General features: G+C 62.8%; 16 protein-coding genes. 10 read left to right on the top strand and 6 right to left on the bottom strand.

Translation table 11 applies throughout. From position 1 onward, the window contains the following. Positions 1-41: 41 nt before the first annotated feature. The 6 genes from hppD to HJA_RS00640 all read left to right on the top strand — a co-directional run bounded on the left by hppD (position 42) and on the right by HJA_RS00640 (position 4,409). Positions 42-1,133 carry a 4-hydroxyphenylpyruvate dioxygenase gene (gene hppD, locus HJA_RS00665; protein ID WP_035576981.1) on the top strand — a complete coding sequence of 364 codons (1,092 nt, stop codon included), beginning with the start codon at positions 42-44 and terminating at the stop codon, positions 1,131-1,133. Further along, positions 1,130-1,330, top strand: coding sequence for a hypothetical protein (locus HJA_RS00660; RefSeq protein WP_035576979.1), 201 nt, complete (start codon positions 1,130-1,132; stop codon positions 1,328-1,330). The genes hppD and HJA_RS00660 overlap by 4 nt, the downstream gene beginning before the upstream one ends. 14 nt (positions 1,331-1,344) lie before the next feature. Then, complete coding sequence (locus HJA_RS00655; RefSeq protein ID WP_035576977.1) at positions 1,345-1,896, top strand: VOC family protein; 552 nt, start codon at positions 1,345-1,347, stop codon at positions 1,894-1,896. Between the two features lie 3 nt (positions 1,897-1,899). Continuing rightward, positions 1,900-2,910, top strand: coding sequence for a fumarylacetoacetate hydrolase family protein (locus tag HJA_RS00650; protein ID WP_035576975.1), 1,011 nt, complete (start codon positions 1,900-1,902; stop codon positions 2,908-2,910). A 162-nt stretch (positions 2,911-3,072) separates the two neighbouring features. Beyond that, positions 3,073-3,780: a CoA transferase subunit A gene (locus tag HJA_RS00645; RefSeq protein WP_035576973.1), complete on the top strand. Its 708-nt coding sequence runs from the start codon at positions 3,073-3,075 to the stop codon at positions 3,778-3,780. Further along, positions 3,780-4,409, top strand: a complete 630-nt coding sequence (locus HJA_RS00640) for a CoA transferase subunit B (RefSeq protein ID WP_035576972.1) — start codon at positions 3,780-3,782, stop codon at positions 4,407-4,409. Before HJA_RS00645 ends, HJA_RS00640 begins: the two co-directional genes overlap by 1 nt. An 11-nt stretch (positions 4,410-4,420) precedes the next feature. Here HJA_RS00640 and HJA_RS18735 read toward each other — a convergent pair whose 3' ends face one another. Together HJA_RS18735 and HJA_RS18805 are read right to left on the bottom strand one after the other, a co-directional pair. Next, positions 4,421-4,579 (bottom strand): DUF1330 domain-containing protein, encoded by a 159-nt coding sequence (locus tag HJA_RS18735; protein ID WP_241764266.1) that lies wholly within the window; start codon positions 4,577-4,579, stop codon positions 4,421-4,423. Beyond that, positions 4,576-4,707, bottom strand: coding sequence for a hypothetical protein (locus HJA_RS18805; RefSeq protein WP_277813094.1), 132 nt, complete (start codon positions 4,705-4,707; stop codon positions 4,576-4,578). Before HJA_RS18805 ends, HJA_RS18735 begins: the two co-directional genes overlap by 4 nt. Before the next feature lie 125 nt (positions 4,708-4,832). On the opposite strand from HJA_RS18805, the gene HJA_RS00630 reads away from it, so the two are divergent. Continuing rightward, complete coding sequence (locus HJA_RS00630; RefSeq protein ID WP_035576969.1) at positions 4,833-6,026, top strand: amino acid aminotransferase; 1,194 nt, start codon at positions 4,833-4,835, stop codon at positions 6,024-6,026. A gap of 5 nt (positions 6,027-6,031) precedes the next feature. Here HJA_RS00630 and HJA_RS00625 read toward each other — a convergent pair whose 3' ends face one another. Further along, entirely contained in the window at positions 6,032-6,955 is a 924-nt protein-coding gene (locus HJA_RS00625; protein ID WP_155839817.1) for a thioesterase family protein, read from the bottom strand. Further along, on the bottom strand, positions 6,952-7,437 hold the full coding sequence (locus tag HJA_RS00620) for a transcriptional repressor (protein WP_035576966.1): 486 nt from the start codon (positions 7,435-7,437) through the stop codon (positions 6,952-6,954). Before HJA_RS00620 ends, HJA_RS00625 begins: the two co-directional genes overlap by 4 nt. A 133-nt stretch (positions 7,438-7,570) precedes the next feature. Between HJA_RS00620 and HJA_RS00615 the strand changes: the two genes are divergently transcribed. Both HJA_RS00615 and HJA_RS00610 read left to right on the top strand, forming a co-directional pair. Then, entirely contained in the window at positions 7,571-7,957 is a 387-nt protein-coding gene (locus HJA_RS00615) for a MarR family transcriptional regulator (protein ID WP_035577857.1), read from the top strand. A gap of 21 nt (positions 7,958-7,978) precedes the next feature. Continuing rightward, the gene (locus HJA_RS00610) at positions 7,979-8,827 is read left to right on the top strand and encodes a C40 family peptidase (RefSeq protein ID WP_035576964.1); all 849 of its coding nucleotides are present in this window, start codon (positions 7,979-7,981) and stop codon (positions 8,825-8,827) included. Between the two features lie 4 nt (positions 8,828-8,831). On the opposite strand, the gene HJA_RS17690 is transcribed toward HJA_RS00610, so the two are convergent. Beyond that, positions 8,832-9,668, bottom strand: a complete 837-nt coding sequence (locus HJA_RS17690) for a c-type cytochrome (RefSeq protein WP_051597210.1) — start codon at positions 9,666-9,668, stop codon at positions 8,832-8,834. A 157-nt stretch (positions 9,669-9,825) separates the two neighbouring features. Here HJA_RS17690 and HJA_RS00600 point away from each other — a divergent pair, with 157 nt between their 5' ends. Further along, positions 9,826-10,662: a prephenate dehydratase gene (locus tag HJA_RS00600; RefSeq protein ID WP_035576962.1), complete on the top strand. Its 837-nt coding sequence runs from the start codon at positions 9,826-9,828 to the stop codon at positions 10,660-10,662. Here HJA_RS00600 and HJA_RS00595 read toward each other — a convergent pair. Then, a complete protein-coding gene (locus HJA_RS00595) occupies positions 10,659-11,567 on the bottom strand; it encodes a LysR family transcriptional regulator (protein ID WP_241764265.1) in 909 nt (302 codons plus the stop codon). The genes HJA_RS00600 and HJA_RS00595 overlap by 4 nt on opposite strands. Positions 11,568-11,574: the final 7 nt, after the last annotated feature.

Here is an 11,574-nt window from a genome sequence, read left to right as displayed (position 1 = left end):
CATATGAAACTAAATGTCATTAACACTAAGGGAGAGAACCCATGGCCGACCTGTTTGACAACCCTGCAGGCCTCGACGGTTTCGAATTCATTGAGTTTTCCGCGCCCGAAAAAGGTGTGCTGGAGCCGGTTTTCGAGACGATGGGCTTCACCAAAGTCGCCCGCCACCGCTCAAAAGATGTGGAGCTGTGGCGCCAGGGCGGCATCAACCTCATCACCAATTATGAGCCGAAATCCGCCGCCTGGTATTTCTCGCGCGAGCACGGCCCTTCAGCCTGCGGTATGGGCTTCCGGGTGCGCGATGCCCGCAAGGCTTACAAACACCTGCTGGAGCAGGGGGCAGAGCCTGTGCACGTCCAGACGGGGCCGATGGAGTTGCACATTCCCGGCATCCGCGGCATCGGCAATTCGATCATCTACCTGATCGACCGCTATGGCGACGGGCTCGACATTTACGACATCGACTTCGAATACCTGCCGGATGTGGAGAAGCACCCCGTCGGGGCAGGCTTCGAGCTGATCGACCACCTGACGCACAATGTCTATGGCGGCCGGATGAAGTATTGGGCGGACTTCTATGAGAAGCTCTTCAACTTCCAGGAAATCCGCTATTTCGACATCAAGGGCGAATATACCGGCCTGACCTCCAAGGCGCTGACAGCGCCGGACGGCAAGATCCGCATCCCGCTGAACGAAGAAGGCAAGGGCGGCGGCGGCCAGATCGAGGAATTCCTGCGGGAGTTCAACGGCGAAGGCATCCAGCACATTGCTCTCATCTGTGACGATCTCTATGCCTGCTATGACAGCCTGAAGCAGAAGGGCGTGCCCTTCATGACCGCGCCGCCGGCAACCTATTACGAGATGCTCGACGAGCGCCTGCCGGGCCATGGTGAAGACGTCGAGGGCCTGAAGTCCCGCGGCCTGCTGCTGGACGGCACGACCGAAGGCGGCCAGCCGCGCCTCCTGCTGCAGATCTTTGCGCAGGCCCAGGTCGGCCCGGTCTTCTTCGAGTTCATCCAGCGCAAGGGCGACTACAAGGAAGGCTTCGGCGAAGGCAACTTCAAGGCCTTGTTTGAATCCATGGAACGTGACCAGATCCAGCGAGGTGCCTTGAAGGTCGAAGAGGACGCATGAGCGAGCCAAAGAAGAAAGTTCAGCTGTCCCCGGTCGGCGAAGGCCTGATCGGGGCCGTGGCGGGCACGGTGGTTGGCGTCATCCTGTGGCGTATCGGCGTGATTTCCGCCCCGGCCATTCCGGGCGTCACGCTGGGCCTCGGCATCGGCAGCTGGTTCAACGCATGGCGGCGCGCAAAGAACGCCGCGAAAGACTGAAAGGGAGATAACAAATGACATCACCCGCACACCTGAAAGGCGTCCACCATGTCGCCTATCGCTGCAAGGATGCGAAGGAAACGGTCGAGTTCTATCGCGATGCGCTGGGCATGGATTTCCAGCTCGCCATCGCAGAAGACCATGTGCCCTCAACCGGCGCCTATGATCCGTACATGCACATTTTCCTCGATGCCGGGAACGGCAATGTGCTGGCCTTCTTTGAACTGCCTGAGCAGCCGGACATGGGCCGCGACGAGAACACGCCCATCTGGGTGCAGCATATCGCGTTTCGCGTCGGCTCGCTGGAAGAGCTGATGGAAACCAAGGCTCACCTCGAAGGCATGGGGCTCGACGTTCTGGGCCCGACGCATCACGGCATCTTCAAGTCGATCTATTTCTTCGACCCCAACGGCCACCGCATCGAACTCGCTGCCGACATAGGCACGCCGGAGCAGATGAAACAGCTGAAGGATGTGGCCGAACCGATGATCGAGGAGTGGAGCGCCACCAAGAAGGCCCCCCGCCACGCCGCCTGGCTACACGAGAAAATCGCGGAAGAAAGCTGATCCATGAAACTCGCTACACTTAAAAACGGCGCCCGTGATGGGCGTCTTGTCGTCGTCTCGAAAGACCTGACGCGCGCGACCGATGCCGCGTCCATTGCGCCGACGCTACAAGCAGCGCTGGACGATTGGGCCCATGCCGCCCCGCGCCTGCAGCAGCTGGCGGAGCAGGTGGAGCTCGGCTCCGTCCCGACGTTCCGCTTCCACGAGCATGATTGCGAAAGCCCGCTGCCGCGCGCCTATCAGTGGGCGGACGGGTCTGCCTACATCAATCATGTGGAACTGGTGCGCAAAGCGCGCGGCGCCGAAGTGCCGAAAAGCTTTTATGATGACCCGCTGATGTATCAGGGTGGCAGTGACGCCTTCCTCGGGCCGCGCGATGCCATCCCGCTCGGCGATGTTGCCTGGGGCTGCGACATGGAAGGGGAGGTCGCCGTCATCACCGATGACGTGCCGATGGGCGTCTCCGAGGCGGATGCCGCCGATCACATCAAGCTCATCATGCTGTGCAATGACGTATCCCTGCGCGGCCTGATCCCCGGCGAACTCGCTAAGGGCTTCGGCTTCTTCCAGTCCAAGCCGCCGAGCGCCTTCACGCCGGTCGCCGTCACGCCGGATGAACTGGGCGATGCGTGGAAGGACAATGTCATCCACCTGCCGCTGCATGTGGATTATAACGGCCAGCCTTTCGGCCGCGCCAATGCGGGCGTCGATGCCACGTTCAGCCTCGCTCGCCTTGTCTCCCACGCTGCGAAGACCCGGCCCCTCACGGCCGGCACGGTCATCGGCTCGGGCACCGTGTCCAACAAGGACGCCGATGGCGGGGCGGGCAAGCCGGTCAGTGAAGGCGGGCTCGGCTATTCCTGTATCGCCGAGATCCGAATGATCGAGACGATTGCCGACGGCGCGCCGAAAACTCCCTTCATGAAGCCGGGCGATACGGTACGCATGGAAATGCTGGACAAGGCCGGGCACTCGATTTTCGGGGCCATTGAACAGACCGTGGAATCCGTCTGACCCGTCTTGTTTTCCCGGCAGGCTTGTGTTTCAACGCTTGTTGAAATTTTGGCGGCAGGGGACGGTTCAGCCGGCCAGAAAGTGTGATACGAGACAAGAAAGCGCGCCCGGGCGGGCCCTGCCTGCCTGTGCGCCCAATTCAGGGAGCGACAGGACCTGTCCATGTCTAGCAAGGTCTATAATACTGCGAAGGAAGCCCTTGAGGGCCTCACCTTCGACGGCATGACCGTGATGGCCGGGGGCTTCGGCCTCTGCGGCATTCCGGAAAACCTCATCCTCGCCCTGCGCGAAAGCGGCGTGAAGGACATCACGGCGATCTCCAACAATGCGGGCGTCGATGATTTCGGCCTCGGCCTGCTGCTGCAGACCCGGCAGATCAAGAAGATGATTTCCTCCTATGTCGGCGAGAACAAGGAATTCGAGCGCCAGTACCTCTCCGGCGAGCTGGAGCTGGAGTTCAATCCGCAGGGCACGCTGGCAGAGCGCTGCCGGGCAGGGGGCGCAGGCATTCCGGGCTTCTACACCAAGACGGGCGTCGGCACGCTTGTGGCCGAGGGCAAGGAACACCGGGACTTCAACGGCGAGACCTATATCCTCGAAACCGGCCTCGTGTCTGACCTCTCCATCGTGAAGGCCGAAAAGGCCGACACGCAGGGCAACCTCGTCTTCAACAAGACGGCCCGCAACTTCAATCCGCCGATGGCGATGGCCGGCAAGGTCACCGTGGCGGAAGTGGAAGAAATCGTGCCGACCGGCGATCTCGACCCGGACGAAATCCACCTGCCGGGCATCTTCGTGCAGCGCATCGTGAAGGGCACTTTCGAGAAGCGCATCGAACAACGCACCGTGCGCAAGCGGGAGGCCTACTGATGCCCTGGACACGCGATGAAATGGCGGCGCGCGCCGCAAAGGAACTCCACGACGGCTTCTATGTGAACCTCGGCATCGGCATTCCGACGCTGGTGGCGAACCATATTCCGGACGACATGGACGTCACGCTCCAGTCCGAGAACGGCATGCTGGGCATGGGCCCGTTCCCCTATGAGGGCGAGGAAGACGCGGACCTGATCAATGCCGGCAAGCAGACGATCACGACGCTGCCGCGCACCAGCTTCTTCGACAGCGCGACCAGCTTCGCGATGATCCGCGGCGGCCATATCAACATCGCCATCCTCGGCGCGATGGAAGTGGCCGAGAATGGCGACATCGCCAACTGGATGATCCCCGGCAAGCTGGTCAAAGGCATGGGCGGCGCGATGGACCTCGTCGCCGGCGTGAAGCGCATCGTTGTGGTGATGGATCACTGCAACAAGAAGGGCGAAACCAAGGTGCTGAAGGCCTGCACCCTGCCGCTTACCGGCAAGGGCGTGGTCAACCGCATCATCACCGACCTTTGTGTGTTCGACGTGGTCGATGGCGGCCTGAAAGTTGTCGAGCTCGCGCCTGGCGTATCCCTGCAGGACGTGAAGGAAAACACCGAAGCCACGATCGTCGGCTGAGGCAGCTTGCCTCAGACGCCGTCGACCAGGATCACGCGATAGTCTGCTGCCTGAAAGCGGTGGGCGCGCGCGGCTTGGTATTCCGGGCTCGTATACCAGGCTTTGGCCGCGTCCATGTCCGGGAAACGCAGGATCACCACGCCATCGGCGTCGGCCCCTTCCAGCGTCACATGATCCCCGTAGAAGCGAGCGGCGTGATGTCGTGTCCGCCGCGTGCGGCCTTCGCGGCTTCGGCATATCTCGCCATTTCGCTTTCGTCATGCATGCGTTCGCGGATCAGGATGGCATAGGCGCTCATCTGGGGGCTCCCTGTTTCTTGTCTGTCGCCATGCTTCGACGATCCCGCCCCGCGGGGCAATATGCAAAGGGTTCCAACCGGTCTTAAAAGCCGCTAGGTCAGCGGCATCAGAAACGGAATTTCCCATGTCTCAGTTTTCCCCGCTCAGCTCCCTCCCGCCGGACGCCCTGCTTGGCCTGATGACGGCCTATCGCGAAGACCCGAGGGCCGAGAAATTCGACCTCGGCGTCGGCGTTTACAAGGATGACGCGGGCAATACGCCTGTCATGTCGGCTGTGGCCAAGGCGGAAGCGCTGATGCTGCAGCGTCAGACGACCAAGGTCTATGAAGGCCCGCGCGGGAATGTGGACTTCTGCGCCGCCATCGAAGACTTTGTGTTCGGCGTGGACGCGCCCGTCCGCAAGGAAGGGTGCACGCTGTCCTTCACCGCCCCGGGCGGCTGTGGTGCGCTGTCGCTGGGCGTCGGCCTGATGCGCCGCCTCGGCGTGAAAAAGGTCTGGGTGTCTGACCCGACCTGGCCGAACCATCCGAAAGTCGTCCAGTCCGCGGGCCTCTCGACCGGCAGCTACCGCTATGCCGATCCGGACACGGGCACGGCGGACCGTGCGGCCATGCTGGAGGATCTTGCCAAGGCCGAGCGCGGCGATGGCGTGATCGTGCAGGGGCCTTGCCATAACCCTACCGGGATCGATCTGACGCTGGACGACTGGCGCACGCTTGGCGCTTTCGTGAAGGACCGCGGCCTAATCGTCATGCTGGACGTCGCCTATCACGGCTTCGCGCATGGGCTCGACAAGGATATTGCGGGCGTGCGCGCCTTTATCGACGCGGCAGGCGAAGCGCTGATCTCCTATTCCTGTTCCAAGAATTTCGGCCTCTACCGCGAACGTGCCGGCTGTTTCCTTGCCGTGGGTGAGACGGCGGATGGCATCGCAGCGGCGACCACGCATGTGGCGGACATCTCCCGCGCGACCTGGTCCATGCCGCCGGCGCATGGCGCGGGCATTGTCGCGACCATCCTCGGCGATACGGCCCTCCGCGCCGAATGGGAAGCGGAGTTGACCTCCATGCGGGAGCGGATGATTTCCCTGCGCAAGGCGCTCTCGGGGGAACTGGTGAACCGGACCGGCTCAAACCTGCTCGCCAGCCTCGCCACGCAGAGCGGCATGTTCAGCCAGCTGCCGGTGACGCCGGAGGCGGCGAAGAAACTCCGCGAGGCAGCTGGCCTCTATATGCCGGGATCCGGCCGCATCAATATCGCCGGGCTGAACCTGAAGGACATCCCCCGCGTCGCCGAAATCATCGCGACGGCGCTTTAGTCCCGTCAGATCGACAGGCCTTTCGGCGCGAGGCGCTCAAGTTCCTCGATCGCGGCGGCCGGGGCAGGGATGGCCTTGCGGGCGTCCAGGTCCAGCGTGATGGCAGTGGCCTGACTGGTTGCCCAGGGTTGTCCGGAAACCGGGTCCATCATCCAGTGCAGCAGGCTGTGGGTCTTGCCCTGAACACCGCCGAGGCCGGTATAGATCTCGAACAGGTCGCCCGCTTCCGGCATCCGGTGGTACTTGAGCCGGTATTCCAGCACAGCCGCGCCCATGCGCAGGTCTCCTGCTGCCGCCGCGACCTTCTTGCGCCAGCCGTGCAGAAGGTTCGGAACGGAATCCGAGACGCGGCCAATGATCCAGTGCGGGGCCATCCGTCCGTGCACGTCCAGGTGCTGCGGCGGGACCGAGCCCATGCCGATACAGGCAATGCCCAGATCGCGTGGCGTCTCAATGGAGATGTCTTCAAAAGCCAGGCCTGGTGCGTCTGGGTCGATGGAACGTGGCGCGGCTTCGTCGGGCGGCGTATCGACATCGTCGGCCATGGCGGCGCGAACGCTTTTGCCCCATGGAAACGGCTCACGGCCTGCGGTGTCGATGTGCATGACCCGCGTCCGGAAAGCTGCCGCAAGCTGGCCGTCGGCATGGCGCAGTTCCTGATAGACCAGCGCGTCGGCGTCTCCGATTTCGATCAGGCAGCCCTTCATGGTCAGTGGCCGTCCGGGCAAAACCTCCCGGATGAAGCGGATGTGCTGGTCCACTGGCACCACGGTTGAGGGCGAATTCTGCCGGAAGGCGTGCGGCATGCCGAGGGCGTGCGCGAAGACGGCAAGGCCTTCCATTTGCTTCTCGACATAGACGCGCACATTCATGTGCCCCATCTCGTCGCAATCCCACTGATTGCAGCTTCCCCGCCAGAGAGTCTTCACGCAGCACAATCCCGGCAGGTGCCGCGCACTTCCACGACGGCGCGGGACATCTTGAAGCCTGCGGCTTCCGTTTCGGCCTTCAGGGCTTCGCTGGTTGCCTCGGCATGGAGTTCCTCGGCGCCATGGCATTTGTCGCAGATCAGGAACACGGCGGAGTGCCGATGGCTTGCATGGCCGCAGGCGACATAGGCGTTGAGGCTCTCGATCTTGTGGGCGAGGCCTGTCTCCTGCAGGAAGTCGAGGGCGCGATAGATCGTCGGCGGCTTCGCGGAGCCTTCGCCATCGAGATTGGCCAGCAAATCATAGGCCTTGGCCGGCTCGGCGCTTTCCAGCAGCAGGCGCAGGACCTTGCGGCGGATTTTCGTCATCCGCTGGCCTTGCCGGGCAACCAGGGTTTCGGCCTCGTTCAGGAAGGCGTCCACATCCTGCGGGCTGCAAGGCGTGTTCGCGTGAAGGTGTGTATGGCTGTCAGTTGCGCTCATGGGGGCAATGTCGTGTGTTTTGTCCACAATGTGAAGGGGCAAGGGCTGCCGTTCTGGCGGCTGAAGGGCTGGACGGAGTCCGCAAATCACCTGAGATTCCTGCGAAAGGCGAAAATCCAAGGGGATGAACGGGATGCAATTGTCAGAGCGCGAAGGCCTTGAACTCTGGCGCCGGGCGGTCACCGCTTCGGTACGCTCCGATGCACCGGACCTGACGGCCCGCCAGCAGGCCATCCTGATGACCATTGCCCTGATGCCGGGGCCGCACACGGTGCGCGGCCTGGCTGAGCAGCTGAACATCGCCAAACCGGCCGTCACCCGTGCGCTGGATGCGCTGGAACGCCTCGACTTCATCAAACGCGTGCGGGATGAAGCGGATCTGCGGAACATCTTCCTGGAGCGCCGGCCGGCCGGGATGACATATCTTCGCCAATTTGCCGGCCTTGTTCTTGCCGCAGCTTCCGGCAAGGATCAGGATGCTGCCGTCAGCCCGAAACCACGCAAGGCTTCGGCAGCGTAGGACAACGCTGCGGGGCTTCTCATGCCTGACTACAATGATACACGACTGACGCCGCCGGACCGGCCCAGCCGGCCCGTGCAGGTCCGGGCAGGCTCTGTGCCTGTCCGGGAAGGGCCGCTGCCCGATGCCCGTCTGGCGACGGAAGCGCTGTTCGGCGAAATCCTGGACGTGTTCGAGGAACAGCACGGCTTCGCGCTCGTGCAATGCCAGCGTGACCGCTATGTCGGCTGGGTACCGCTGGCAGGGCTGTCGGAGCGGCTGCTGGCGCCGACACACCGGATTTCTGTGCCGCACACCCATGCCTATGCTGCGCCGGACCTGAAAACCCCGCCCCAACTGATCCTCAGCCTTGGGGCAAGCGTGAAAGTCATCGCGGAAGAGGGGGACTGGCGCCATTGCCTGGATGCGGGCTGGGTGCACCAACGCCATCTCGCAGACGTGGGCGTCTCGGAGGAAGATCCCGCCAGCGTGGCAGAACGATACCTCGGCACGCCTTATCTCTGGGGCGGGCGGTCAGGTCTGGGCATCGATTGCACGGGGCTGACCCAGCAGGCTTTTGAGGCCGCAGGTGTGCTCCTGCCGCGCGACAGCGACATGCAGTTTGCCTGGGCAGGAGAGGCGATCGCCGACTGGCGGGCGCCGGGCGCGTTACAGCGCGGCGATCTGGTCTTCTGGAAAGGCCATGTCGGCATCATGACCGATGCTGAGCACCTGTTGCATGCCAATGCCTGGCACATGGCCGCTGCCTGTGAGCCGCTGGAAGCGGCAATCACCCGGATTAAAACGTATTACGCCGAGCCCATAGGGGCCCGGCGTATACAGGTATCTGAATTGAAGGGTCTGGCCCCAGCCTGGAAGGCTGGCGCCTGAAACCTTATTCGCCTTCTTCTTCCGTCGGTGTCGGGGCTTCTTCGTCAAAAGCCTCTTCAGCCGTTTCAGTTGCAGCGTCCGCTTCTTCGACAACGGCTTCGGTGACGTCGGTCACAGTTTCCGTGGCTGCATCAGCAGCGCCTTCGACGGCTTCCATGGCATCATCAGCCGGGGCCGCAGCCTCTTCGCCTTCTGCCGGCGCTTCAGCACCGTCAGCTGCCGCGTCAGCGCCGTCGTCTTCACCGGCCGCCGGCAGCGGGTCCGGGAACGGCGGTGCATCCGGCGATTGCGATGCGAGATAGGCGATCACGTTGATCCGGTCCGGATCCTTGCGCAGGCCTGCGAACGACATGGACGTGCCACGGGCGAAGGAGCTTGGGTTCTCCAGCCAGTGGTTCAGGTCTTCATACGTCCACGTGCCGCCGAGGCTGGTCATCGCAGCAGAGTAGTTGAAGTCTGCGTGGTGGTGTTTGGCAGCGCCAACCACACCATGCAGGTTCGGGCCGGTGCCATTGGCGCCACCGGCATCAATCGTGTGGCAGGTCGTGCACTGGCCCTTGAAGGTGCGTTCACCGCGCGAAACGTCCGCAGCAGCGAGCAGGGCACCGAGGTCAAATACCTCTTCTTCTTCAGCTGCCGCGGCACCGCCGCCGGCAACTTCGACGCAGTAGGCGAATTTCTCGCACATCTGCTCCGACAGGGAGGTCGCCTCAGCGTGCTCTTCCCCATGGCCTTCGCCACCATGGGCAAACACCACATCAGAAAGCGTCTTGAGCCCGAAAAGGCCCAGTGCAGTCGCCAGCAGCGCTCCCAGGATCTTGTTGAGACCGAGTTCCCCCATGAGGATCTTCCTTCGAATCTGTCTGGTCATAAGTCTTGGCGCGCGCCTTTTGGCACGCTAACGGGTGGCCCGCAATATAAAGGCTGCGCGACAGGGAAGCTTCCCCTGTCCGTCGCGGCGATCCGACGCAGCATAAAACGGGGTAAGGGCCGGAAAAATGACGGGAAAAATCGCATATCAGGGCGAACCGGGGGCCAACTCGCATATTGCGTGCAATCAGGCCTATCCAGAGCTTGAACCCCTGCCGTGCCGGACATTCGAGGATTGTTTTGCCGCAGTCGAGAAGGGCGAGGCCGATCTCGCCATGATTCCGGTCGAAAACACGATTGCCGGCCGTGTGAGCGATATTCACTCCCTTTTGCCGGGCACCAGCCTGCAGATCGTCGCCGAACATTACCTGCCGATCCGGTTCCAGTTGATGGCCCTGCCAGGCGTGAAGCTGGAAGAGGTCAAAAAGGCCCGCTCCCACATTATGGGGCTCGGCCAGTGCCGGAAATTCCTGCGGGAGCACGGGATCGATTCGGTCACGGCCTCGGATACGGCCGGCGCAGCCCGCGAAGTGGCGGAAAGCGGCGATCGCACCGTCGCAGCTATCGCGCCGCGCCTTGCCGCTGAGGTCTACGGCCTCGAAATCCTCGCAGAGGACATTGAAGACGCGGCCCACAACACGACCCGGTTCGTCATCATGTCCCGGGAACCGTCGGAAATCGAAGCTGGCGACGGACCGGCGAAAACCGCGTTCCTGTTCGAGGTCCGCAACATTCCGGCGGCCCTGTTCAAGGTGCTGGGCGGTTTCGCGACCAACGGCATCAACATGACCAAGCTGGAAAGCTATATGGTGGGCGGCAACTTCACAGCGACGCAGTTCTATGCCGAAATCGAAGGCCATCCGGACGAGCGGTCAGTTCAGCTGGCGCTGGAGGAGACCGGCTTCTTCACGCAGATGCTGAAACTGGTCGGCGTCTTCCCCGCCACGCCGTATCGCGAAGGCTAGCAGATCTGCGTCTTGGCCTTCAGCGCTTCGGCGAGGTGGTCAGCGAAAAGTTTGGCCTTTCCGCGCAGCTTGCCTGCAGCCCAGACGGCGTGAACCGACAGGCTTTGTGCATTCCAGTCCGGCAGGACGCGGACCAGCTTGTTCGTGCCGAGGCAGTCTGACACCAGCCAGCCTGGCGCCAGCAGGATGCCGAGCCCGTCTTCTGCGGCCTGTTGCAGGATCTCCCCGCCAGAGGCCCGGAACGGCCCGTCGACGGTGATGTCTTCCTTCTGGCTGCCATTGGTCAGTGTCCAGATGGTCGACCGGGCGTGGCGGAAAATGAGCGCGTCGTGCTTTTCGAGATCGGATGGCACCTGCGGCGTGCCCTTGCGTTCCAGATAGGCGGGGGAGGCCCACAAGGCGCGCGGGGCGTCCACCATCTTCTTGGCCATCAGGCTGGAATCCGTGAGCTCGCCAAGCCGGAAGGCAAGATCGACGCCTTCGCCGACGATGTCTGTCAGGAAGTCGTCCCCGATCACGTCGAACTTCACATGCGGGTAGATGCGCATGAAGCTGGCGATCTCCGGCGCGATGACGCGGCGCGCGAAAGAGTGTGAACACGAAATGCGAAGCAGGCCGACCGGCTCATGCTCCAGGCCGCGGGCCTCGGCCTCGGCTTCATCATATTCCGCCAGAATGTCGACGGCGCGGCGATAGAAACGCTCGCCCGCTTCGGTCAGGCTGAGGGCGCGTGTCGTGCGCAGGAACAGCATCGCATCAAGCTGGGATTCCAGATCCTGTATCCGTCGTGAAACGGTCGGCTGCCCGATGCCGAGGTCGGCGGCGGCGCGTGAAAAACTGCCGGCATCCGCCACACGGACGAACAGGCGCATTGCATCGATCCGGTCCATTCCAAAAACCCCCATGCAGAAT

Origin of the sequence: Hyphomonas jannaschiana VP2 (genome assembly GCF_000685215.1) — a bacterium.
In the GTDB taxonomy this organism is placed as follows: Bacteria; Pseudomonadota; Alphaproteobacteria; order Caulobacterales; family Hyphomonadaceae; genus Hyphomonas; species Hyphomonas jannaschiana.
Note: the sequence above shows the minus strand (reverse complement) of the source record. Positions and strands in the feature narration are given on the sequence as shown.

What these genes read in the sequence shown, in the direction of transcription:
- HJA_RS00630 (WP_035576969.1), top strand. Translation starts at nt 4,833, where the DNA reads ATGTCTCAGTTTTCCCCGCTCAGCTCCCTCCCGCCGGACGCCCTGCTT.
- HJA_RS00610 (WP_035576964.1), top strand. Translation starts at nt 7,979, where the DNA reads ATGCCTGACTACAATGATACACGACTGACGCCGCCGGACCGGCCCAGC.
- HJA_RS18805 (WP_277813094.1), bottom strand. Translation starts at nt 4,707, where the DNA reads ATGAGCGCCTATGCCATCCTGATCCGCGAACGCATGCATGACGAAAGC.
- HJA_RS00650 (WP_035576975.1), top strand. Translation starts at nt 1,900, where the DNA reads ATGAAACTCGCTACACTTAAAAACGGCGCCCGTGATGGGCGTCTTGTC.
- HJA_RS00640 (WP_035576972.1), top strand. Translation starts at nt 3,780, where the DNA reads ATGCCCTGGACACGCGATGAAATGGCGGCGCGCGCCGCAAAGGAACTC.
- HJA_RS00655 (WP_035576977.1), top strand. Translation starts at nt 1,345, where the DNA reads ATGACATCACCCGCACACCTGAAAGGCGTCCACCATGTCGCCTATCGC.
- HJA_RS00645 (WP_035576973.1), top strand. Translation starts at nt 3,073, where the DNA reads ATGTCTAGCAAGGTCTATAATACTGCGAAGGAAGCCCTTGAGGGCCTC.
- hppD (WP_035576981.1), top strand. Translation starts at nt 42, where the DNA reads ATGGCCGACCTGTTTGACAACCCTGCAGGCCTCGACGGTTTCGAATTC.
- HJA_RS00615 (WP_035577857.1), top strand. Translation starts at nt 7,571, where the DNA reads ATGCAATTGTCAGAGCGCGAAGGCCTTGAACTCTGGCGCCGGGCGGTC.
- HJA_RS00620 (WP_035576966.1), bottom strand. Translation starts at nt 7,437, where the DNA reads ATGAGCGCAACTGACAGCCATACACACCTTCACGCGAACACGCCTTGC.
- HJA_RS17690 (WP_051597210.1), bottom strand. Translation starts at nt 9,668, where the DNA reads ATGGGGGAACTCGGTCTCAACAAGATCCTGGGAGCGCTGCTGGCGACT.
- HJA_RS00660 (WP_035576979.1), top strand. Translation starts at nt 1,130, where the DNA reads ATGAGCGAGCCAAAGAAGAAAGTTCAGCTGTCCCCGGTCGGCGAAGGC.
- HJA_RS00595 (WP_241764265.1), bottom strand. Translation starts at nt 11,567, where the DNA reads ATGGGGGTTTTTGGAATGGACCGGATCGATGCAATGCGCCTGTTCGTC.
- HJA_RS00600 (WP_035576962.1), top strand. Translation starts at nt 9,826, where the DNA reads ATGACGGGAAAAATCGCATATCAGGGCGAACCGGGGGCCAACTCGCAT.